5 protein-coding genes (1 of these 5 only partly in view) are annotated in these 25396 nt (G+C 74.7%); all 5 read left to right on the top strand.

Annotation, left to right across the window (positions count from 1 at the left end; translation table 11 throughout):
• Positions 1-38: 38 nt before the first annotated feature.
• Tightly spaced (at most 36 nt apart), the 5 genes in view from ACGH7X_RS05540 to ACGH7X_RS05520 form a layout consistent with a single transcriptional unit that may run on beyond the window.
• A complete protein-coding gene (locus ACGH7X_RS05540; RefSeq protein ID WP_399882196.1) occupies positions 39-1841 on the top strand; it encodes an amino acid adenylation domain-containing protein in 1803 nt (600 codons plus the stop codon).
• Positions 1842-1861: 20 nt separating this feature from the next.
• Positions 1862-2806, top strand: coding sequence for a chlorinating enzyme (locus ACGH7X_RS05535; protein WP_399882194.1), 945 nt, complete (start codon positions 1862-1864; stop codon positions 2804-2806).
• Between the two features lie 35 nt (positions 2807-2841).
• Positions 2842-4017 (top strand): alpha/beta fold hydrolase, encoded by a 1176-nt coding sequence (locus ACGH7X_RS05530; RefSeq protein ID WP_399882192.1) that lies wholly within the window; start codon positions 2842-2844, stop codon positions 4015-4017.
• Positions 4018-4053: 36 nt separating this feature from the next.
• Positions 4054-16815, top strand: a complete 12762-nt coding sequence (locus ACGH7X_RS05525) for an amino acid adenylation domain-containing protein (RefSeq protein WP_399882190.1) — start codon at positions 4054-4056, stop codon at positions 16813-16815.
• Positions 16812-25396 carry the 5' portion of an SDR family NAD(P)-dependent oxidoreductase gene (locus tag ACGH7X_RS05520; protein ID WP_399882189.1) on the top strand. It continues 13060 nt past the right edge of the window, so the window shows 8585 of its 21645 coding nt (coding positions 1-8585); its start codon is at positions 16812-16814; its stop codon lies off the right edge, out of view. Before ACGH7X_RS05525 ends, ACGH7X_RS05520 begins: the two co-directional genes overlap by 4 nt.

Genomic DNA, 25396 nt, shown 5'->3' with positions numbered 1-25396 from the left:
CCCCGGCCCGCGAACCCGTACCTGATGGGAGATCCGTCATGGTTTCCGGCAAGACGCTGCACCAACTCTTCGAAGCCCAGGTCGCCAGGACGCCGGAGCACGTGGCGGTGAGCGGGGCGGACCGCCTCCTCACCTACCGTGAGCTGAACGCCGAGGCCGACGCGGTGGCCGCCCGGCTGCGGGCGGCGGGCGCCGGCCCCGACCGGCTGATCGGCCTGTGTGTCGACCGCAGTGCCGACCTGGTGGTCGGCCTGCTCGGCATCCTCAAGGCGGGCGCCGCGTACGTGCCCGTCGACCCGGCCTATCCGGCCGACCGGGTCGCCTTCCTGCTCGACGACAGCCAGGTCTGCGCGGTGGTCTCGGTGTCCCGGGTCGCCGAGCGCCTCACGGACTGCGCGGCGCCGGTGGTGTGGCTCGACCGCGACACCGAGGCGCCGGCCGAGCCGGCCGCCGCGGCACAGGAGTCCCAGGAGAGCGACCTCGCGTACGTCATCTACACCTCCGGGTCGACCGGCGTCCCCAAGGGCGTGCTGGTCGAACACCGCAACGTGGTCCGGCTGTTCGAGCAGAACGCCGAGCTGGTGGGCTATCGCGCGGACGACGTGTGGACGCTGTTCCACTCGATCAGCTTCGACTTCTCGGTCTGGGAGCTGTGGGGCGCGCTGCTGCACGGCGGCCGCCTGGTGGTGGCCGGCACCGAGACCGTCCGCTCCCCGGAGCTGCTGCACAAGCTGCTCGCGGACGAGGGCGTCACGGTGCTCAACCAGACCCCGTCCGCCTTCCGCCGCCTGGTGGGCGCCTCCACCGAGACGCTGCCCGCGCTGCGCCTGGTGGTCTTCGGCGGCGAGCGGCTGGACGTGAAGCTCCTGGAGCCCTGGTTCGCCCGTTACGGCGACGCCCGGCCGGTCCTGGTCAACATGTACGGCATCACCGAGACGACGGTCCACGTGACGGCCCGTGCGATCACCCGGTCCGACCTCGACGAGCCCGGGGTCAGCCCGATCGGCCGGCCCCTGCCCGAGGTCACGCTGCACCTGCTCGACGAGGCCGGCGGCCCGGTCGCCGACGGCACCCCCGGTGAGCTGTACGTCGGCGGCACCGGCGTGGCCCGCGGCTACCACCGCCGTCCCGAGCTGACCGCCGAGCGCTTCCGTACCGTGGGCACCGGCGCGGACGCGGTGCGCCTGTACCGCTCGGGCGACCGCGCGGTGCGCACCCCCGACGGCGAGTACCTGTACGTCGGCCGAGCCGACGACCAGATCAAGATCCGCGGTTTCCGGATCGAGCCCGGCGAGATCGAGGCGCTGCTCGCCGACGACCGGCGGCTGTCCTCGGCGATCGTCGTCCCGCAGGACCACGGCCAGGGCGATGTCCGCCTGACGGCCTATCTGGTGCCGCCGCCCGACGCCGAGATCGACGACGAGGCGCTCGGCCGGCTGGTCGCCGAGGTGTCCGCCCGGGCCGCGGAGACGCTGCCCGAGCACATGCGGCCCTCCGCGTACCGGCTGATCACCGAGGTGCCGACCACCGCGCAGGGCAAGGTCGACCGCTCGGCCCTGCCCGCCCTGCGGCACCGGCAGGCCCCGGCCGGCCCGGCCGGTGGCGGCGCGGAGCTGTCGCCGACGCAGGCGCAGGTCGACGCCATCGTCACCGAGGTGCTGGCCCGGCCGGGCATCGGCCTCGACGACGACCTGTTCGAGCAAGGCGCCACCTCGCTGGCGTTCATGCGGGTGATCGCCTCCGTCAACCGGCGCTGGAAGCTGTCGCTGACCGGCGCGGAACTCGATGCGGCGACGGTCCGCCACCTGGCCGCCTGCGTGGACGCGCAGGACTCGAAGTGAATGAGGAGAGGAGCACCACCGTGCCCGAAGAGACCGGCGGCTTCACGCTGACGCCCGAGGAGCGTGCGAGCTTCGAGGAGCGTGGCTACTTCGGCCCGTTCAAGGTGTACGAGATCGAGGAGATGCAGCGCCGCTGGCAGGTCGAGCGGCTGAGGCTGCTGGACCGCAGCAACGCCGTCTACCAGGACGAGGCGGCCCAGTCCGGCAACACCAACATCTCCAACTACGACCGGCATCTCGACTCGGAGTTCCTCGCGGACCACGTCTGCCGGCCGGAGATCGTCGGCCGGGTGACCAGCGTGCTCGGGCCCGACGTGCTGTGCTGGCGCAGCGAGTTCTTCCCGAAGTACCCGGGTGACGAGGGCACCGACTGGCACCAGGCCGACACCTTCGCCAACGCCTCCGGCGTCCCGCAGATCCTGTGGCCCGACGAGCACCGTGAGTTCGGGGGCACCATCACCGTGTGGACGGCGTTCACCGAGGCCAACGAGGAGAACGGCTGCCTGCAGTTCATCCCGGGCACCCACACCCGGATGAACTACGACGAGACCAAGCGGATGCACTACACCCCGGACACCATCAACCAGCTGGACAAGGGCGGCGTCCGCCGCGGCTTCTTCGGCTACGACTACCGCGAGCTGCAGGTCGACCCCGACTTCAAGCCCGACGAGTCGCAGGCGGTGTCGATGGTGATGCGCCCGGGCGAGGCGATCATGTTCTGGTCGACCCTGATGCACGCCTCCTGGCCGCACAGCGCCAAGACCGACCAGATGCGCCTGGGCTTCGCCGGCCGGTACGTGCCGACCTCGGTGCGGGTCTACCCCGACACCGACCAGATCGAGGAGTACGGCGGCACCGTCTCGCTGGACCGCTACGGCGCCGTCCTGGCCGGCGGCAAGAACCAGTACGACCACAACCGGATGGCCACCCAGACCACCCTCGGCCACCCGTTCACCACCCGCTGACACTCACCGCAACCGACCGGAAGGCGTTCGAGCCGATGACCGAGCACCAGGCCCGGGCCGCCGCGGCCGCACTCGCCGAGGCGCTGCACGGCCTGCGGGCGCTGGCCCCGCGCCTCGACCCGCCCGCACGGGTGGCGGCTCCCGCCGGCCCGCGCGCCGAACTGCTGGTCGCGCTGGCCGAGCGGCTCGGCGTCCCGCTGGCCCTGGGGCCCGCCGCCCCGGAGGGCGAGAGCGGCGTCTTCGAACAGATCATCGGCGAACGGCTCGGGCCGGCCCTCGACCGGCCCGAGCTGGACGACCTCCCCGAGGACCCGGCCGAGATCACCGGGATCGCCGACCGGGTGGCCGCCGCCTCCTTCGACAGGTTCCGCACCCCCGCCGACGCCGTCGCCCCCGACGGCGCCCGTCTGCCCGTCTACACGGCGGGCGACCCGGCCGCGCCCGCCGTCCTGATCGCTTCCGCCTGCGGAATGCCCGCCGAACTGTGCGAGCGCTGGCTGGAGTTGCTGGGCGGTGAGTTCCGGGTCGTCACCTGGGAGACCCGCGGCCTGTTCACCGACGAACCCGACTTCGACAAACTCCAGTGGGACACCGAGGCGCAGGCCGAGGACATCTTCGCGGTCATGGACCACGTCGGCGTCCACAGCGCCCACCTGCTGGGCTTCTGCGGCGGCAGCGTCATCGCGCTCGCCGCGGCCCGCCACAGCCCGGAGCGGATCCTCTCGCTCAGCCTGTGGCACGGTGCGTACGAACTCGGGCCGGACGCACCGAAGCTGGACCATCACCGGAACATCCAGGCGCTGATGGCAATGGCCGCCGAGGACCGCGACACCGCCGCCGCCGTGCACGCGGTGTTCCTCAGCACCATGCTCGGCGGCACCCCGCCCGACCTCGCGCACCTGGTGCTCTACCCTTTCGCCACCGCCGAGTTGTTCTACCGCTACTGCCGGCTGAACGGCGCGATCACCGACATCGACGTCAACCCGCTGCTGGTCGGCGTCGACCACCCCACGCTGGTGGTCACCAGCGAGGACGACACCACGGCCAATCCGCTCGGGTCGGCCGAGGTGGCCCGGCGGCTGCCCAACGCGACGCTCAGCGTCGAGCCCACCGGCGATCACATCTCACTCTTCAAGTTGGGCGGCCGGCTGGGCGGACTTGCGCTGGGCTTTCTGCGCGAGCACCCCGGCGGCCAGGCCGCCCCGCGCTGAGACGGGACTCACGTGGAAACGAGCAACGAGACCGGGATGACGGCTGTCCAGATCCTGCACCGGATGCTGGCCGAGGTACGCCCCGACGAAGCGGACCCACTGCCGCCGGGCGGACTGACCGACTGGGGCCTCACCTCACTGGCGCTGACCCGGCTGTGGGCCGGTGTGCGGCGTGAGTTCGGCCTCGACCTGCCGCCGGCCTGGCTCGGCGCCGCCACCCTCGACGAGCTGATCGCGAGGGTGGCGGCGGAGACCGCCGGGACCGCCACACGACCAGAGGCAGGAACCGCCCCGCGGCCGGCCGCCGAGGTCCACTCCGACGGGCGGGAGCCGTTCCCGGTCACCGACCTCCAGCAGTCCTACCTGGTCGCCAAGTACAGCGACCTCGGCGGTGAGGCGGTCGGCTGCCACCTCTACCGCGAGTTCGCCGTCCCCGGCCTCGACCCCGACCGGCTGCGGCAGGCATGGCAGGACCTGATCGACCACCACGGCATGCTCCGCGCCGTCGTCGACGAGGACGGGCGGCAGCACATACGGGCGGCAGCCGACGACTGGCGGCTGCCCGTGCACGGACCCGGCGGAGCCGAGGACCGCGGCACCGTCCGCGCCCGTCTCTCGCACTCCTGCTACCGGCCCGGCCAATGGCCGCTGTTCGCCGTCGAGGTCACCCGCACCGGAACCGGCCCCGACATCGTCCACCTCAGCCTGGACACCCTGATCACCGACGGCCACGGCTACGCGGTGCTGCTCCAGCAGTGGCATCAGCGCTACCACCGCCCCGAGCAGCCGCTGCCCGCGGCCGGACCGTCCGTCGCCGAACTGCTGCCCGCCCTGCTCGCCCAACGCGGTACGGACGCCCACCGCGCGGACCTCGCCTACTGGGCCGCCGAACTGGCCGAGCTTCCCGCCGGGCCCGGGCTGGTCGCCCCGGTCTCCGTGCCCGCCCCCGCCGGCGGCTGCCGCGAACGCCGCCCGCTGGACGCCGAGGTCCCCGCCGCCCAGTGGCAGGCGCTGACCGCGCGGGCCGCCCGGCTCGGCGTCTCGCCGACCGACCTGGTGCTCGCCGTCTTCGCCGAGGCGCTGGACCGGAGGCACCCGCAGCAGCGCACCGCCCTGGTGGTCACCACCAGCAGCCGCCCCTACCTGCCCGCCGAAACCCTCCACCTGGTCGGCCCGTTCACCTCGACCGCGGTGATGATCCTGGAGCGCGAGGCCGACGAGACCCTCGACGAGCAGGCGGCCGCGGTGCACGCCCGGCTCGGCGAACACCTGCGGCACGGCATGGTCTCCGGCATCGAGGCGCTGCGCGAACTGCGCACCGGCCGACCGGCGCCCGCCGTCGTCTTCACCAGCCTGCTCCACGTCGGCCCGCCGCCCGGCGTCGCCGGCGGCTTCGGCGCGGCCATCGAGTACGGCGTCAGCCAGACCACCGACGTCGCCCTCGACCACCAGATGTGGGAGCAGGACGGCGCACTGCGCTACCGCTGGGACATCGACCCCACCCGGTTCGCCCCCGGCGCCGTCGAGACCGCCTTCGCCGCCTTCGGCAACGCCCTCGCCGCCGCCTGTACCGAACCGGCCCTGGACCCGCGGCCTCCCCGCGCCCTCCAGGAGGCGTACATGGTCGCCCGCACGGTCCCCGGCGAAGGGCCCGCCGAGGGCTGTCAGTGCTACCAGAGCTTCGAGGTCGACGCGCTCGACCTCGACGCGCTCGCCGACGCCCTGCGCCGCCTGGTCGACGGCCACGCGGTGCTGCGCACCACTTTCGCCACCGACGGAGTGCGGGTCCGCCCGAACGGTCCCGAGCGGTGGTCCGTTCCGGTGATCGAGGCCGGCGACCCGGCCGCGCACCCGGAGCTGCGCGCGACGGTCCGCGAGGAGATGACCAACCGGGCGTTTCCGCTCGGAAGCTGGCCGCTGTTCGACATCCGGGTGACCCGCGACGACGGCGGGTCCTGCGTCGTGCACTGCGCCTTCGACCTGCTGGTCGCCGACGGCCTGAGCATCCACCGCCTCTACCGCGACCTGTGGCGGCTGTACGCCGACCCGGCCGCCCGGCCCGCACCGGCTGGATCCGACCCGGCCCCCGCCGGCGCCGCCGCCGAGCACGCCCGCTACTGGCGCGAGCGGCTTGCCGAACTGCCCGCGGGGCCGCAGTTCGCTCCGCCCGGCGACCCCGACACGGCCGGCCGCGGCCGCACCCGCCTGGCCGGCCGGATCCACGGCTACCGCCAACTGGTGCGCCGGGCCGCCGAGTACGGTCTGCACCCCGACGACCTGCTGCTCGCCGCGCTCACCCGCGCGGTTTCCAGCCGCACCGAACAGCCCTACGCGCTGCCCGTCGTGCTCTGGCCGGAGACCGCCGAGGCCGCCCGCCCCGGCGAGCACTCCTTCATGACCTGGGTCACCGCCGCGCCCGCCGGGCTCTCGCTCACCGCCACCGCGATCCGCTACCGCCGCGCCCTCGACGCCGACCTCGCCGAGGGCGGCGCCGGCGGCCTCGGCGAGATGCGCCGCCTGGTGCTCCGCGGCGGCGTCGCCGCCTACCCGGTGGTCTACACCGCCCTGGTCGACCTCACCGACCGGCCGCTGCCGGACGGCGTCCGCCAGGGCGAATGGCTGACCAGCACGCCCGGCTGTGCCCTGGACAGCGTCGCCGTCGCCGAGGGCGACGAACTGCGCTACTGCTGGGACATCGTCGACGCCGACTTCCCGGGCGGCCTCGCCGAGGAGATGTTCGCCGCCTTCGAGAACGACCTGCGGCTGCTCGGCGATGACGTCACCTGGGCCGAGCCCCCGACCGGCGGGCTCACGGCCGAGGAACGGCACACCGTGCTGTACACCTGGAACGAGACCACCGTCCCGGTGCCCGACGACGGCCCCGTCCACCTGCTCTTCCAGCGTCAGGCCGCCGGCGCCCCCGAGGCGGTGGCGCTGCGCTGGCGCGGCGGCACCATGACCTACGGGGAGCTCAACCGCCGTGCGAACCGGATCGCCCACCGCCTGATCGCCGAGGGCATCGGCCCGCAGCAGCTGGTCGGCGTGCGGATGCGGCGCACCCCCGAGATGGTCGCCGCCGTCTACGGCATCCTCAAGGCCGGCGCCGGCTACCTGCCGATCGACCCCGCGCTGCCCGGCGCCCGGGTCGCCGCGATGCTCGAACTCGCCCGCGCCACCGTCGTGCTGACCGTCTCCGACGCCCCCGCCGTGGAGCTGCCCGCCGGGGTCACCGCCCTGCGGACCGACAGCGACCCGGCGATCACCGGGCCCGACGCCCCGGAGGACGACCCGGAGACCCGCGGTACCCGGGACGACACCGCGTACGTCATCTTCACCTCCGGCTCCACCGGCACCCCCAAGGGCGTCCAGGTCGCCCACCGCTCGGTGCGCAACCTGCTGAACTTCTGCCATCGCACCTTCGAGCTGCGGCCCTCCGACGTCGGACTCGCCGTCACCTCGCTCAGCTTCGACCTCTCCGTCTTCGACATGCTCGGCCTGCTCGGCGGCGGCGCGGGCGTCTACCTCGCCGACGAGTCCCAGCAGCGCGACCCGGAACTGCTGCTCGACGTCCTGCTCTCCGAGCCGATCACCATCTGGAACTCGGCACCCACCGCCCTGCACCAGCTCACCCCGCTGTGCACACCCGACACCGGCGACCCCGCCGCCGCGCACCTGCGGATCGTCGCGCTGGCCGGCGACTTCATCCCGCTGTCGCTGCCCGGTGCGATCCGCGAGGCGTTCCCGAACGCCGAGACCATCGCCATGGGCGGGCCGACCGAGACCACGGTCTGGTCGAACATCTACCGGGTGGCCGGCGTCGACCCCGGCTGGCGCAGCATCCCCTACGGCAAGCCGATCGACAACACCCGGCACTACGTACTCGACGAACACCTGGAACCCTGCCCGATCGGCGTCGAGGGTGACCTGTACACCGGCGGCGAGTGCCTGGCCGTCGGCTTCTGCAACCAGCCGGAACTGACGGCCCGCCTGTTCCTGCCCGACCCGTTCGTCCGCACCCCGGGCGAGCGGATGTACCGCACGGGGGACCGGGCGCTCTGGCTGCCCGATGGCAACCTGCAGATCGCCGGGCGCGGCGACCGCCAGGTGAAGATCCGCGGCCACCGGGTCGAGCTCGGTGAGGTCGAGCACCGCCTGCGCGCGCACCCCGCCGTGCAGGAGGCCGTAGCCGTGCTGCGCGACAAGGAGGCGTCGGGCGGCGACGCCAAACTCGTCGCCTACGTCGTCACCGACCCGGCCGCCCCCGCCGTCACCGCCGCCGACCTGCGCGCCCACACCGCCGAGGCCCTGCCCGGGTACATGGTGCCGAACTTCGTGGCGCTGCTGCCGGCCTTCCCGGCCACCGCCAACGGCAAGCTGGACCGCGACGCGCTGCCCTGGCCCCTGGAGCCCGCACCGGCCGCGGCGCCGGCGGCTCCCGTCACCGAGGACGCCGCAGAGGTGCCGCCGGCGCCCGCACCCGTCCCCGCACCCGTCCCCGCACCCGCAGCCGCGAGCCAGGCGGGGCTCGCCGAGGAGGTCGCGGCGATGTTCGCCCGCCACCTCGGCGTCGACACCGTCGACCCGGCGCAGGACCTCTGGGACCAGGGCGCGACCTCCTTCACCATGGTCCAGGTCTCGGCCGGGCTGCGTCAGCAGTACCGGCAGCGGGTGCCGGTCTCGGCGCTGATCTCCGAGCCGACCGCCGCCGGTATCGCCCGGATCCTCGCCGACCGCCTCGGCCTCCGGGCCCAGCCTGAACCGGCCGCCGCCCCCGCCGTACCGGAGGCGGAGCGGGGTCCCGGGACCGTCGACATGTTCTCGCCGCAGGAGCGGGATGCGTTCAAGGCCGCGTCGTGGAATCTGCGCCGCCCCGAGCCCGGCGCGCGGCGCGTCACGCTGCCGGAGACGGCGGTCCACCCCGCGTACTACGACTGGCGCGGCAGCCGTCGCGACTACCGGGACACCACGCTGTCCGCCGAGGCGCTCACCCGGCTGCTCGGCCTGCTGCGCGAGACCCCCGTCGAGGGCCGCTCCCGCCGCCTGTACCCGTCGGCCGGGGACACCTACTCCGTGCAGACGTACGTGTACGTCAAGGCGGACGCCGTCGACGGGCTGGCCGGCGGCATCTACTACTACGACCCGCGCGGGCACGCGCTGGAGCTGGTCAACGCCGAGCCGCGGATCGACCGCGCCGTGCACTTCTACTACAACCGGCCGGTGTTCGACGGGTCCGCGTTCGGGATTTTCCTGATCGGCCAGACCCGCGGCATCGCTCCGCTCTACCAGGAGGTCGCCGAACGCTTCCTGATGCTGGAGGCCGGTTACATCGGCCAGCTGCTGATGACCGGTCAGGCGGCCTGCGGCATCGGGCTCTGCCCGGTCGGCACGCTGACCTTCGACGACATCCGGGACCAGTTCGCGCTCGACGACGGCCACGTCTTCCTGCACTCCTTCATGGGCGGCGGTGTCGACCGGACCAGCACCGCCGATCTGGTGCCGCCGTTCGCCGAGCAGCCCGCGGCCGCCGCGGCCGCCGCGGAGCCGAAGGCCACCGAGGTCGCGGTGGTCGGCATGGCCGGGCGCTTCCCCGGCGCCGAGGACCTGGGGGAGTACTGGCGGCAGCTACGCACCGGTCAGTGCGCCGTCGGCCCGCTGCCCGCCGGGCGGGGCGTCGCCGAGGACGGCAGGCTGCCCGCCGGACTGCACGGCGGCTTCCTCGCCGACATCGACAGCTTCGACAGCCTGCACTTCCGGGTCGCCCCGGTGGAGGCCGCCGCACTCGACCCGCAGCTGCGGCTGCTGCTGCAGACCGTGTGGACCTGCCTGGAGGACGCCGGTCACACCGCCCAATCGCTGCGCGCGGCCGCGCCCCGGGTCGGCGTGTTCACCGCCACCATGTGGCACGACCACCAGCACAGCGGCAAGGAGACCTGGGACGCCGACGCCGCCGCCCGGGTCGCGGCCCTGGCCGGGGACATACCCGGCCGGATCTCGCACCACTTCGGCTTCGACGGCCCGAGCGTCGCCGTCGACACGGCCTGCTCCTCGTCCCTGACGGCCCTGCATCTCGCCGCCGAGGCACTGCGGCGCGGCGAGTGCGACGCCGCCGTGGTCGGCGCGGTCAACCTGGTCGCCCACCCCTACCACCTCGCCCTGCTCGCCGAGGCAGGACTGCTCGCCGAGGGCGGACCGGTCAGGGCCTTCGCCGCCGACGGCTCCGGCTGGTGCCCCGGCGAAGGCGTGGCCGCCGTCCTGCTGCGCCCCGCGGCGGCGGCCGGCCGGGACGGCGACACGGTCCGGGGCGTGCTGGAGGCCACCTGGATCGGCCATTCCGGCGGTGGCGGACGCTTCGGCGTGCCCAACCCGGATGCGCTGGCCGGCTCGTTCGGCGCCGTCCTCGACCGCGCCGGGATCACGCCCGCCCAGGTCGACTACGTCGAACTCGCGGTGGCCGGGGCTGCAGTCGCCGACGCCGCCGAACTCGAAGCACTCGCTGCGGTGTTCGCGGGCAACCCGGTGCTGGCCGGGACGGTGAAGCCGAACATCGGCCACCTGGAGTCCGCTTCGGGCCTGTCCCAACTGCTCAAGGTCCTGCTCCAGTTCGAGCACGGCCGGATCGCCCCGACGCTCACAGCCGAGCAGCGCAGCGGCCTCGTCGACTGGGACGACCTGCCGCTGCGGGTCCCCGAGCAGCTCGTCGACTGGCCGTCGTCCGCGACCGCCCGCCGAGCCGTGGTCAACGCGGTCGGCGCCTCCGGTGCCTACGCCCACGTGGTGCTGCGGGCCGCGCGGCCCGCAGCCGACGGCGGGCCCGGCTCCGGCGCCACCGCCGACGGGCGCGCGCCCGGCCGGCACGCGGTGGTGCTGTCGGCCGGCTCCGCCGACGGCCTGCGGCTCGCCGCGGACCGGCTCGCCGCACACCTGGAGAACGGCGCCTCGCCCGCACTCGCCGACCTGGCCTTCACCTTGCAGGACGGCCGGGTCGCCATGCCGCACCGCCTTGCCGTGGTGACCTCCGACCCGGCCGAAGTGCGCACCGCCCTGCGGGAGTTCGCCGCCGGGAGGACCGCGCCGGCGCTGGCGGACGCGGTGGTGGGTCCCGGCCGTCCGGTGGCCGAGCTCGTCCCGGCGGACGCCGACGCCGCTGCCGCCGGGTGGCTGCGCGGCGCACCCGTCGCCTGGCGCACCCTGTGGTCGCCCGGCCGCCGCCGGGTGCCGCTGCCGGGCACGGTGTTCGCGGGGGAGCGGTACCGCCTGACCCTGCCCGCGCGCCCCGCACCCGTGGGAGCGCTGCCGGCCAGGGAAGTGCCCGCACTCATGGAAGTACCGACGCCCGTGGCCGCGCCCGTCGACGAGGTGCCCGACGCCGTCCAGCAGTACGTGCTCGCCGTCTACGCCGAGGCGACCGGCATCCCCGTCGAGCGGCTCGACCCGCGGGTGCAGCTGGAGCACTACGGCCTCACCTCGTACGTGGTCGGGCTGCTGAACAGCCGCCTCGCCGAGGACTTCGCCGAGCCGGTCTCCCGCACCCTGTTCTTCGAGCACCAGGACCTGGCCGGCATCGCCGCCGAACTCGCCGTCCGCGCCGACGGCCCCTGGCAGCCCGCCAGGACACAGACCGCGGCCGGGCACCGCGAACCTGCCGATGACCGGCCCGAGGACACGGCGATCGCCGTCGTCGGCCTGGCCGGGCGCTACCCGCAGGCCGCGGACCTTGACCGCTTCTGGCAGCTGCTGGAGCAGGGCTACGACGCGATCGGTCCGCTGCCGGCCGAACGGCACCGGCCGGGCTGGCCCGTGGACCTGATGTGGGGCGCGTTCCTGGACGGCATCGACAGGTTCGACCCGCTGTTCTTCGCCATCTCGCCGCGTGACGCGGTCCTGATGGACCCGCAGGAACGTCTCTTCCTCGAAGTCGCCTGGGAGGCGCTGGAGGACGCCGGCTACACCAGGTCCCGGCTGCGCGAGCAGCACGGCGGACGGGTCGGGGTGTTCGCGGGCGCGATGTACAACGAGTACCCCTTCCTCGGCGTCGAGCAGTCACTCGTCGGCCCGGACGCCGACACCGGCTCCGCGCTCGCCGGGATCGCCAACCGGGTCTCGTACTTCCTGGACCTGAACGGCCCCAGCCTGACCGTCGACACCATGTGCTCGGCCTCCCTGACGGCCGTGCACCTGGCCGTCCGGGCGCTGCGGCAGGGCGAGTGCGAGGCCGCGCTGGTCGGCGGCGTCAACCTGTCCGCGCACCCGCACAAGTTCCGTCAGCAGCACCGGCTGCGCATGGCGTCCACCGACCACCGCTGCCGCAGCTTCGGCGCCGGCGGCGACGGCTTCACCCCTGGCGAGGGCGTCGGCGTGGTGCTGCTGAAGCCGCTGGCCCGGGCGATTGCCGACGGTGACCGGATCCACGGCGTGATCCGCGGCACCGCCGTCAACCACGGCGGCCGCACCAGCGGCTACATGGTGCCGAACCCGGTCGTCCAGGGCGAGCTGGTGGCCGCGGCGCTGCGCGACGCGGGCGTCGAGCCGAGCAGCATCGGCTATCTGGAGGCGCACGGCACCGGCACCGCGCTCGGCGACCCCGTGGAGATCAACGGCCTGGCCCGGGCGTTCGCCGGGGTCGAGGCGGGGACGTGTGCGATCGGCTCGGTGAAGTCCAACATCGGCCACCTGGAGGCCGCCGCCGGCCTGGCGGGACTCACCAAGGTGCTGCTGCAGCTGCGGCACCGCAGGCTCGTGCCCTCGCTGCACGCCGAGCAGCTCAACCCCGACATCGACTGGGCGCGCAGCCCGTTCGCCGTCCAGCACGAGGCCGCGCCGTGGCCGGTCCGCCGCACCGCCGACGGCGCCCCGGCGCCGCGCCGGGCAGGACTGAGCGCGTTCGGCGCGGGCGGGGCCAACGCCCACCTGGTGGTCGAGGAGTACCTGCCGGAGCCGGCCGCCGAGGCGGTCCGCCCGGCCGGCCCGCAGCTGTTCGTGCTGTCCGCCAGGGATGAGCAGCGGCTGGCCGAACTCGCCGGCCGCTGGGCCGACTTCCTGTCCCGGCCGGAGCTGCCGCCGTTCGCCGACCTCGCGCACACCGCGCAGTCCGGCCGCGAACCGCTGCGCGAGCGCCTCGCCGTCGTCGCCGCCGACCGGGCCGAGCTGCGCGGGAAGCTGCTCAGCTTCCTGGACGGCGACAGCGGCGGCGTGGTCCCCGGCCGCACGCCGGGGGCCGACGCCCCCGCCGGACCGTACCCCGCCGACGGCACCTACCACGACCTGCTCTCGCTCGCCCGGCACTGGACGTCCGGCGGCCGGGTCGACTGGTCGCGCCTGCACAACGGCGACCGGCCCCACTGGGCCGCCGCCCCCAGCTACCCGTTCGCCCGCGGCCGCTACTGGCCCGAGCCGGTGAAGACCGTGGAGGCCCCACCCGTGCAGGAGCCCGACGGGCGGCAGCCCCTGCTCTTCACCAAGAGCTGGCGCGGCGCCGAGCAGCCCCGGCCCGAGCCGGTGACCGGACGGATCCTCTGCCTCTACACCGACCGCAGCCGGGAGACCGCCCGGCAGGTGACCGAGGCCTTCGGGCGTGACCGGATCATCCCGGTCCGCCAGGGCGGACCCGCCGACGGCGACGCCGGATTCACCGGCGAGCGGGACGCGGTCGCGCTGCTGGACGGCCTCGCCGACCGGCACCCCGACCTCACCGGCTGGCTCGACCTGAGCGAACTGGACCGCCCCGTCTGCGACCCCGGCCCCTGGACGGCCCGGCTCGGCGCCCTGCAGCGCCTGCTGGCCCGCCGCCCCGGCACCCCGCTGCGGATCGTGCACGTGGTGCGCGACCGCGGCGGCGCGGACGGCCGCCGCCTGGCGGGCGTGGTGCGGCTGCTCGGCGCGGAGTACCGCACCGTTCGCGCCACCGTCGTCGAGAGCGACGCCGGGCCGGCCGAACTGGCCCGCCGGCTGCTCGTGGAATGGGCGGCCAACGAGCCCACCGCCGAGGTCAGGCACCGTGCCGGCGAGCGGCTCACACCCGTGCTGGAAGCGGTGCAGGCCCCGGCACACGCCGAGTTCCCGGCCGACCCGTCCAAGGTCTACCTGGTCACCGGTGGTACGCGGGGCATCGGCGCCGAGGTCGCCCGCCGCCTCGTGGAACGGGGTGCCCGCCGCCTCGCCCTGACCGCCGCCCACCCGCTACCGCCGCGGCACCGCTGGGCCGCGCCCGAGCTGACCGACCGGGAAGCGGTGGCGGTGCGCAACGTACAGGCGCTGGAACGGGCCGGTGCGCAGGTGATGCTGCACGGTGAGGCGCCCGCCACCGAGGAGGGCCTCGGCGCCTTCCTCACCAGGGTCCGCAGCTCGCTCGGCCCGATCGACGGCGTCGTGCACTGCGCGGGACTGCCCAGCCGAGGACGGCCCTCCTTCGTCCACAAGACGGTCGCGGACACCGCCGAGGTGTTCGAGCCGAAGACGGCGGGCGCCGAGCTCCTGGCACGGCTGTGCGCCGCCGACCAGCCCGCCTTCTTCGTCCTGATGTCCTCCGCGAGCACCCTGCTGCCCCGCCTCGGCGCGGGAGTCATCGACTACGCCGCCGCCAACGCGCACCTGGAGTACCTCGCCGACCGTACGCGCACCGGCAGGACCCGCTTCCACAGCGTGCACTGGCCGACCTGGCTCGGCACCGGCATGGGCGCCGACCAGCCGGACGGCTGCGCGCCCGCCGGGCTGGACGCGATCACCGTCGAGGAGGGGCTGCGGGTGCTCGAAGCGGTCCTCACCGGCACGCTGCCGGCCCAGCTGCTGCCCGTCCTCCCGTTGCCCGGCCGCTTCGACCCGGCGACTGTGCTGCACGCGAACCGCGCGCCGGCGGCGCATGTCGGCGTACCGGCGGCCACCGCCGTTCCGACGCCCTTCGACGCGCCGCCGGACTGGCTGCTCACGCTGTTCTCCGAAGCACTGGGGATCCCGCTGGCCGACCTCGACGCCACCGCGCCCTTCGCCGAACTGGGCGTGGAGTCGGTGATGCTCGGCGAACTCGTCGAGCTGATCGAGGAGCAGACCGGCAGCAGCCTGGAGCCGTCCGTGCTGCTCGAGCACCACACCCTCGTACGGCTCGCCGCCTACCTCCGCGCGGCCGGACTGGGCCGCGCGGCCGCCGACGTCCCGTCAGCCGGCCAACCCGCGTCCGCCGTTCCCCCGGCTGCGGTCATCCGGCTGGCCCCGGACCCTGCCCAGGTCACGCTCCCGGCCTCGGGCCTGGCACCCGCCGACCGCAGGATCGCGATCATCGGCCTGGATTGCAGGTTCCCCGGCGCCCCCGACCCCGACGCCTTCTGGGCCGCCCTTGCGGCGGGGCGGGACTGCATCACCGAGATCCCGCCGAGCCGCTGGGACCACCGGGAGCTCTACCGGCCCGAACACCGGATCGGCAACAGCATCAGCCGGTGGGGCGGGTTCGTCGACGGCATCGAGGACTTCGACCCCGAGTGGTTCGGGATGAGCGAGGAAGAGGCCCGCTGCCTCGACCCAGCGGTCCGGCTGGCCCTCGAAGGCACGGTCAACTGCCTGGCCGACGCCGGTTACCGGACCGAGGAACTGCAGGGCCGCGACGTCGGGGTGTTCGTCGGCGCCCGGCTCGGCGACTACGGCCGGCGGATCGGTCTGCGCTCCGGCGCGGCAGCGCTCGGCGGCGACCAGAACTTCGTCGCCGCCCGGGTCGCCCACCACTTCGACCTGCACGGCCCGAACCTGGTCGTCGACAGCGCCTGCTCCTCCGCCCTCGCCGCGCTCCAGCTCGCCTGCCGCAGCCTGCTGGAGGGCGAGTCGGAACTGGCGATCGCCGGCGGCGTCGACATCCTGCTGGACGAGCGCCCCTACCTGGAGTTCAGCGCCGTCCGGGCGCTCTCGCCGACCGGACGGTGCGCCACCTTCGACCGCGACGCCGACGGCTTCGTTCCCGGCGAGGGCTGCGGCCTGGTGCTGCTCAAGCCGCTCGCCCGGGCCCTCGACGACGGCGACCGGGTGCTGGCGGTGGTCGACGCGGTGGCCGTCAACAACGACGGCCGCACCATGGGCCTGACCACCCCGAACCCGGTCGCCCAGGCCAAGGCGATCCGCCGGGCGCTCGCCACCGCGGGAATGTCCGCGGACCGGATCGGCATGGTCGAGGCGCACGGTACCGGCACGATGATCGGCGACCCGATCGAACTGCGGGCGCTCACCGACGTCTACCGGGAGACCACCGACGCGCGGGGCTTCTGCGCGATCGGCAGCGTCAAGTCCAACATCGGCCACCTGCTCAGCGCGGCCGGTGTCGCCGGCCTGGTCAAGGCGGTACTGGCGCTGAAGAACCGCCGGCTCGCGCCGACCCTGCACTGCGAGAACCCCAACCCGCGCTTCGACTTCACCGACTCCCCGTTCTACCCGAACACCGTCCTGCGGGACTGGCCGGACCCCGGCCGCCCCCGGGTTGCCGCCGTCAGCGCCTTCGGGCTCGGCGGCACCAACGCCCACCTGATCGTCAGCGAGCCCGACGCGCGGGCCGTCGCCGAGCACCCGCCGACTCGCCACCCGCTGCCCCGGCCGGTCTTCGCCCGCCGCCGGCTCTGGCTGGAGGCCGCGGCCGAGCACCGCCAGGGCGCCCCGTCGCCCGTACCCGCCGGGCCAGTGCCTGCCGGGCCAGTGCCTGCCGGGCCAGTGCCTGCCGAGCCCGTGCCCGCCGTGCCGGTCCGCGCCGCCTCGATCCTCGCCCTGCGCTTCGAACCGACCCCCACCGCAGGGGCTGTCCTTGGCATTCCGGAGAGGACCCACCGATGAGCGACCCCACCATCGACTGTCGGCTCGTGCTGCGGCACGGCGACTTCATCATGCAGAACCACCGGGTCCACGGGGTGTCGGTGATGCCGGGAGTGACCTTCCTCGACATCGTGCTGCGGATTCTCGCGGCCCGGGGCCTGGACCCGACCGCCGTCGAGCTGCGCGGCATCGTCTTCGCCGAGGCGATCGCCACCGCCGAGGGCAACGACCGGGAGATCCGGGTGGTGATCGGCGAACCGGTGGACGGCGTCCGCCCGGTCACCGGCACCAGCCGCTGGCTTCGGGGAGACGAACCGTACGGCGAGTGGCGGGAGAACATCCGCGCCGAACTCCACCCGGCCGGCCCGGCCGCCGTCCCGGACCTGGACACCGCCGCGGTGATGGCGGGCGTGGACCGCACCCGGCCGATGGCGGAGATGTACGAGCACACCCGCTCCCGGCAGATCGTGCACGGCGCGGCCATGCAGTGCACCGGCCCGATGCACCTCGGCCCCGGCCGCCTGCTGGCCGAACTCTCGCTGGCCCTGCCGGAGACCGAGGAGGACCGCGCGTTCCTGCTGCACCCGGCGAAGATGGACGCCTCGACCATCGTCGCCTACGGGCAGCGCGAGACCGTCACCGCCGAGCCGTTCATCCCGATGTTCATCGACCGGTTCCGCGCGCACGGCCCGCTGCACGGCACGTTCCTGGTGCACGTACCGCGGCCCGAGGAACTCACCGGGTCCGGCGAGCTGTTCCGCAGCACCTTCTCGCTGCACGACCGTCAGGGCCGCACCGTCGCCGAGTTCGACCGGCTCACCTGCAAGCGGATCCGCCACCCCGAGTCGATCCGCGACCTGCTGCCGGACGCGGCCGGCGCGCAGCCCGCCGCGGCCGAACCGCAGGCCGTCACCGCGCCCGCCGCCGGCTACCGGCACTGGCTGCGCGAGCGGATCGCCCGGATGCTCGACCAGAGCGCCGGCGCCATCGACACCGGGGCCGGTTTCTACGACATGGGCCTGTCCTCCACCGACATGCTGCGGATCAGCAACGAGCTGGAGGAGGTCGTCGGCTCCACGCTCTACCCGACGCTGCTGTTCGAACACACCACGGTGGACGGGCTCACCCGCCACCTGGAGGAGACCTACGGCGCACCCGCCCCGGCCGTCCGGCAGACGTCCGGGTCCGCCGACCCTGCCGTCCAGCAGGCGGCTGAGGCCATCGCGCCCGCCGAGCCGGCCCGCCCGCACCGGGCGCGGCTGCTGCGCCCGGTCTGGCAGCGGGTCGCGCACTCCGGGCGGACCGTGCCCACCGACCTCGCCGTGCTCGGCGCCGACCCGGCGCTGCTCGCCGCGCTGATTGAACGGGCCGCCGCGACAGGCGCGCTGGTGGTCGCGGTCGACCCGGGCGACCGGGCGCTGCTGGCTACGCGGCTCAGCGCGCTGCCTGAGCGGGAAGGCCGGTCCTGGACACTGCTGGACGCCACCGGGCTCGGCGGCCCTGCCGCCGACCCGGCCGGGGTCGCGGTCGCCGCGTGGACGGCCTGCGCGGCGGCGAGCGAGCGGAGGCCCACCCGGGTGCGCGGGGTGCTGTTCGCCCACCGGTGGCAGCCGGAGTACGCGGCGGTCGCCGCGCTCGGCCGTACCGTGACGGCCGAGCTGCCGGCGCTGACCGTCCGCACCGTCGAGGTGGCCGCCGCCGGTCCCGCCGAGCTGGCCGCGCTGCTGCTCGCCGAGGCCGCGGACCCGACCACGGAGAGCGAGGTCCGGCACACGGGCGGGGCCCGCCGGGTCCGCCGCTTCCAGCCGGTGGAGAGCCCCGCGCCGGCCGGGGAAGCGGTGCTGCGCGAACGCGGTGTCTACCTGATCACCGGCGGGGGCGGCGGTCTCGGTCCGATGCTGGCCGAGCACCTCGCCCGCACCCGCCGCGCCCGCATCCTGCTGTCCGGCCGCTCCGCTCCCGGCGAGGCGCTGCTCGGGCGGATGAGGGAGTGGCAGCGGTACGGCGCGGAGGTGCACTACCGGACCGCCGACGTCACCGACCCCGCCCAGGTACGTGAACTGGTCGCCGCCGCACGCGCGCTGTACGGCCGGATCGACGGGGTCGTGCACTGCGCCGGGGTGGTCAGGGACGGCATCTTCCTGGGGAAGCGGCCCGAGCAGATCCGCGAGGTGCTCGCCCCCAAGATCGCCGGCATCCGCCACCTCGACGAGGCGACCCGCGCCGTCGGACTGGACTTCCTGGCCGCCTACTCCTCGCTCTCCGCCGCCGTCGGCAACTCCGGTCAGAGCGACTACGCCTATGCCAACGCCTACGTCGACCACTACCTGGCGGGCCGGCCGGGCCGGAGCGTCTCGGTCGACTGGCCCCTGTGGGCCGAGGGCGGCATGCGGGTCGACGCCGAGGTCACCGAGCGCGCCGCCCGTGTCCACGGCACCAGCCCGCTGCCGACCGGCACCGGCCTGGAGCTGTTCGAGCGGGCACTGGCCGGCGACGACAGCCGCCTGGTCGTCACCCACGGCGATCCCGCCCGGCCCGACGACCGCCTGCCGCCGGCCGACGGAGACCTGACCGACTGGGAGCCGGCCGACCCTGACCTGACCGACCGTGCGGCGGCCGACCGTGCGGCGGCCGACCGTGAGCCGATCGAGCTCACAGGGCCCGACGCCGCCGGGACGGGCGCGTACCGGCAGGACGCCATCGCGGTCATCGGCCTGGCGGGACAGTATCCGCAGGCCACCGACGTCGACGCGTTCTGGCGGCTGCTCGCCGAGGGAAGGGACTGCATCACCGAGGTGCCGCAGGAGCGCTGGGACCACGAGGCGATCCACGACCCGGAGCACGGCACGCCCGGCCGCACCTACGGCCGGTGGGGCGGGTTCCTGGACGGCATGGACCTCTTCGACCCGGCGTTCTTCGGCATCTCCCGCCGTGACGCCGAAAGGATGGACCCGCAGGAGCGCCTGTTCCTGACCACCTGCTGGCAGACCCTGCAGGACGCCGGATACCCGGCGTCCAGGACCGCAGCCGCGTCCGTCGGCGTCTTCGCCGGAGTGATGTGGAACCACTACCAGCTGGTGCAGGGCGCCGCCGACGGTGTCCAGCCGACCGCGATGCACGCCGCCGTCGCCAACCGGGTCTCGTACACGCTCAACCTGACCGGCCCCAGCATGGCCGTCGACACCGCGTGCTCCTCGTCGCTGACGGCCCTGCACCTCGCCGTGGAGAGTCTGCGCCGTGGCGAGTGCGAGACGGCGCTGGCCGGCGGGGTGAACGTTGCGGCGCACCCGCAGAAGTACCTGCAGCTTGCCCAGGGCCGCTTCCTCTCCGACGACGGCCGCTGCCGCAGCTTCGGCGCGGGCGGCACCGGCTACGTGCCCGGCGAGGGTGTCGGCGCGGTGCTGCTCAAACCGCTGGCAAAGGCCGAGGCGGACGGCGACCACATCTACGCCGTCATCCGGGCCACCCGGCTCAACCACACCGGGCGCACCAGCGGCTTCACCGTGCCCAGCCCCACCTCGCAGGCCGCGCTGATCCGCGACGCCCTGGACGCCGCCGGCCTGTCGCCGTCCGGGATGGGCTACCTGGAGGCGCACGGCACCGGCACCGCGCTCGGCGACCCGATCGAGATCGACGGCCTGCGCAAGGCCTTCGCCGCCGACCACACCGGGTCGTCGGGCGGCTGCGCGATCGGGTCGGTGAAGTCCAACATCGGCCACCTGGAGAGCGCCGCCGGAATCGCCGGCGTCACCAAGACCCTGCTCCAGCTGAAGCACCGGCAGCTCGCTCCGTCACTCCACGCGGAGACGGTCAATCCGGCCATCGATCTCGCCGCGACGCCATTCCGCCTGCAGCGCGAACTCACCGACTGGCCCGCCCCCGCCGACGGCTCGCCGCGCCGGGCCGGCGTCAGCGCCTTCGGCGCGGGCGGCTCCAACGCGCACGTGGTGATCGAGGAATACCGCGCGCCCGCTGATCAGCCCGCGCGCGGCGGACGGGAGCTGATCGTGCTCTCGGCGCGCGACGCGGACGCCCTGCGGGTGTACGCCGAACGGATCAGGACCGTGCTGCATGCGCCGGCGGAGCCGTCGCCCGCCCGGAGCGCCGAACGGCGCCGGGTGCTCACCGGCGCCGTCGCCCAGGTGCTGGGCGTCCCTGACGATGCCATCGACCCGGCGGAGCCGCTGGTCGACCTCGGTGTCGACCGCACGGGTCTGGCCCTGGTCAGCAAGGTGCTGGACGAGAACCGGCCCGGACTCGGCAGCCTGCCGGCGGACGCGGGCGAGCGGTCGATCGACCAGCTCGCGGGACAGCTCGACACCGAGCCGCAGCCCACCGTCCCGCTCGCCGCCCTCGCCCACACCCTGCGGGTCGGCCGCGACCAGCTGAGCAGCCGCCTCGCGGTCGTCGCCGCCGACCACGCGCAGCTGCTGACCGCCCTCGACCGCTACCTGAGCGGTGCCGCCCCCGACGCCGGCCAGTACTGGGGACTGGAGCGGGCCGGCGCAGCCGGGCCGCGCCCCGACCTCGGTGAACTGGTCCGTGCCGGACGGCTGGAGGAGGTCGCGGCGGCGTGGAGCGCCGGGGCAGACGTGCCGTGGGCGGACTCCGTGCCGAGCGGCCCCGCCCCGCGCCGGGTGTCGCTGCCGGTCCCGCCGCTGCGCGAGGAACGCCACTGGCTGGGCGGCTGGCAGCGCCGTGACGGCGAGCCCGTCGTCGCCGCACCGGCCGCCGGCGGCGGGCCCGCCGTCACCGCACCGGCGGTGGGCGTCACGCCCGCCGCGCCCGCCGCTCGCCGGGTGGTCGAGCCCTACCACGGCGACGAGGTCGACCTGCGGATCCTGGAACACGGGATCGCGCTGGTCACCATGCGCGACCACGAGAACCGCAACATGTTCACCGCCGGACTCACACACGGTCTGGAGGCCGCCTTCGCGGAGATCGACCGCCGCGAGGACGTCCGCGCCGTGGTGCTCACCGGCACCGAGACCGTCTTCAACCTCGGCGCGACCCCCCATGCCCTTGAGGGCCTGGCCGAGAAGCACACGAGGTTCACCGACACCCCGTTCGTCTACGAGGGCCTGCTGCGCTGCCGCCGCCCCGTGGTCTCCGCGATGCGCGGTCAGGCCTCCGGCGGGGGCCTGGCCTTCGGCCTCTACGCCGACCTGGTGGTGCTCGCCGACGAAGGCTCGTACGGGGCGAACTTCCTCAAGTACGGCTTCACACCCGGCATGGGCTCCACGCTCGTGCTCGAACAGCGGCTCGGCGGCACCCTGGCGGCCGAGATGTTCCTGACCGGCCGCAGCTACCGCGGCGAGGAACTCGCCCGCCGTGGCGCCTCGGTGACCGTCGTCCCGGCGGCCGAGGTGCTGTCGACCGCGCTCGACCTGGCCCGCTCAATCGCGGCCAAGCCCGTGGAGGCGGTCGCCGAGGTCAAGGCGGAACTCGCCGGGCGGCTGCTCGCCCGGCTGCCGGAGATCGTCGAGCGCGAGGTCCGGATGCACGAACGGGTGCTCGGGGGAGGTTCGCTGGGCCTGGTCCGCGAGCACTTCCGCAAGGTCCGCGACTACAGCGCGCCGGCCACCGCCGCCATTGCGCCGGCCGAGGCGCCCGTGGCTCCGCCGGTCCCCGCGCCCGTCGCGGCGCAGGCCGTCACGCCTGCCGCGCCCGTCGAGGTGCCGGTGGCGGCGGAGGCGGTCGACGCCACCGACGCCGGGCTCCCCGACCCGTCAGAGGTGGAGCGGCTTGTGGTCGCCGCGCTCTGCGCGATCGTGTACGCCACCGAGGAGGAGATCGACCGCCGGCTCAGCTTCAGCGAGCTGGGCGTGGACTCGATCGGCGCGGTGGAGATCGTGCGGAGCCTCAACCAGAGCTTCGGCCTGGACATCGACTCGGTCGCCGTCTACGACCACCCCACGATCGACCGGCTGACGGCGCACGTCCTGGAGACCGCCGAGCAGGCCCGTGCGCTGCACCGCTCGGCACTCGCCCCAGCTCCAGCGCCGGCTCCGGCTCCGGCTCCAGTGCCGGCTCCCGCGCCTGTCCCCGCGCCCGCACCCGCGCCTGCTCCCGCTCCGGTTTCCGCCGCGCCGGAGCCGCCGCCGGCGCCCGAGCCGCCCGCCGCACCGCCGGTACAGCCCGCGCCGCCGGCCCCTGCCGTACCCGTACCCGTACCCGTACCCGTACCCGTCGCCGCCGCGGCCCCGGCCGCCGGTGCCACCCCCGGGCAGGTGAGCCTTCGGCCGCTGCGCGGCACCCCTGCCCAGCCCGTGCAGAGCGCGCCCGTACAAGCAGCCCGGTCTGCTCAGCCCGCCCCGTCCGTTCAGCTTGCGTCGCTCACGCCGCGGGACGCTGCAGCGCAGCCGACGCAGCCGCCGGCGGACGACACCGACGGCATCGCCGTCATCGGTGCGGCCGGCCGCTTCCCCGACGCCGAGGACCTGGACGCGTTCTGGGCGAACCTGGCCGCCGGCCGGACCAGCATCTCCGAGGTGCCGGAGTCCCGTTGGGGCGCCGGCTGGTTCGACCCGGACCGCCGCGTCCCGGACCGCTCGTACAGCAAGTGGGCGGCGCTGCTGCCTGAGCTCGGCGGCTTCGACCCGCGGTTCTTCCAGCTGTCTCCGATGGAGGCGGAGGCGATGGACCCGCAGCAGCGCCAGTTCCTGCAGCAGGCGTGGACGGCGCTGGAGGACGCGGGCTACGCGACCCCGGGGGAGCGGCGCCGGTGCGGTGTGTACGTGGGGGCCAGCGGAGGTGATTACTACCACCTGCTGCGGGCGGCCGGCCAGGCGGACACCGGGCAGGCGTTCCTCGGCACGAACATGGCGATCCTGGCCGCCCGGGTCGGGTACCTGCTCGACCTGAGCGGCCCCACGATGACCGTCGACACCGCGTGTTCCTCCTCGCTGACGGCTGTCCACCTGGCCTGCGAGGCGATCAGGAACGGCGACTGCGACCTGGCGATCGCCGGCGGAGTGGCGGTCATGACGACCGCGCAGATGCAGGTGTGGAGCAGCCGGGTCGGCATGCTCTCGCCGACCGGCCGCTCCGTACCCTTCGACGCGGAGGCGGACGGCATCGTGCTCGGTGAGGGCGTCGGCGCGGTGGTGCTGAAGAGCCTGAAGGCGGCGCTCTCCGATGGTGACCGGATCCACGCGGTGATCAGGGCCAGCGGTGTCAACGGCGACGGCCGCACCAACGGCATCACCGCACCGAGCGCCACCTCGCAGGTCGAACTGCTGCGCACGGTGCACCGCAGAGCCGGCGCGAAGCCGGGCGACATCGGGTACGTGGAGGCGCACGGCACCGCCACCAACCTCGGCGACCCGATCGAGGTCAAGGCCCTCAACCAGGTGCTGGGCACCGCCGAGGGGCCGGGCTTCACCGCCCTCGGCTCGGTGAAGGCCAACATCGGCCACACCACCACGGCCGCCGGAATCGCCGGGCTGCTCAAGGTCGTGCTCGCGCTGCGTCACCGGGCGCTGCCCCCGCTGCCCGGCTTCGCCCGGGCCAACCCCGAACTCGACCTCTCGGACAGCCGCCTGCGGGTGGTCCGTGAACTGACGCCGTGGGAACCGGGCGCGAACGGCGTCCGGGTCGGCACGGTCAGCAGCTTCGGCTTCAGCGGCACCAACTGCCACGTGGTAGTGGCCGAACCGCCCGCCCGTCCCGCGCCCGGGCGCCGGCCGGAGGCGGCCCGCAGCCTGGTCCCGCTGTCGGCCCGGACGCCCGAGGCGCTCACCCGGGTCGCCGCGGAGCTCGCGGCGGCGCTGGAGCGCGACCCCGCGCTTGAGCCCGCCGACATCGCCTACACCCGTGCCCTGGGCCGCACACACCTGCCTCTGCGTGCCGCGCTGCTCACCGGAGGCCGCGACGAGCTGCTGGTGCGGCTCGGCAGGCTGGCGGCGGGCCAGGAGCACAGCGGCTGCTACCTCGCCGACTCCGCGAGCCTGGACGAGGCCGCGGCTTCGGACGACCCGCTGGTGCGGGCGGCCGCCGCGTACGTACGGGGCGGAACTCCCGACTGGGCGGCTCTCACGGCCGGCGGCCGGCGGGTCACGGTCCCGACGTACCCCTTCGCGCAGGAGCACTACTGGATCACCGGACCGTCCGGCGCCGACCCCGCGGTGGCACCCGCCGCGGCGGAGGGCGCTCGGATCCCGGCCCCGACGCCGACCCCGTCAGCGGGCCCGGCCGGTGGGGCCGACGGCGTGACGGTGGTGGGCCCCGAGGACCCGGTCGCCACCGATCACCGGGTGGCGGGCCGTCCTGTGCTGCCCGGCACCGCGGCGCTCGCCCTGGCCGCCGACCTCGCCCCGCTGCCGTACCGGCTGTCCGCGGTGCGCTGGCTGCGGCCCTGCGAGCTGTCGCAGCCGCGCCGGCTGCGGCTGGCGGGGGAGGAGTCGGCCGCGGGCCGGTCGCTAGGGCTGGAGGCGGAGGACGGCGCCGGCCCCTACGTGCGCTGTGAATACGCCGCGCCGACCGACCAGGAGGTGGCGGCGTTCGCCGCCGAGCCGCCGCTCGACCTCGGGCGGACCGCTGACCGCTGCCAGGGCGTGCGGGACGCCGACGAGCTCTACGGGGCGTTCCGCGCCGCGGGCCT

It is taken from the genome of Streptomyces sp. BBFR51 (genome assembly GCF_044591655.1).
Classification (GTDB): domain Bacteria; phylum Actinomycetota; class Actinomycetes; order Streptomycetales; family Streptomycetaceae; genus Streptomyces.
This window is presented reverse-complemented; position numbering and strand designations above follow the sequence as displayed.

Coding starts and splice junctions, on each gene's coding strand:
- ACGH7X_RS05530 (WP_399882192.1), top strand. CDS start 2,842: ATGACCGAGCACCAGGCCCGGGCCGCCGCGGCCGCACTCGCCGAGGCG.
- ACGH7X_RS05525 (WP_399882190.1), top strand. CDS start 4,054: ATGACGGCTGTCCAGATCCTGCACCGGATGCTGGCCGAGGTACGCCCC.
- ACGH7X_RS05540 (WP_399882196.1), top strand. CDS start 39: ATGGTTTCCGGCAAGACGCTGCACCAACTCTTCGAAGCCCAGGTCGCC.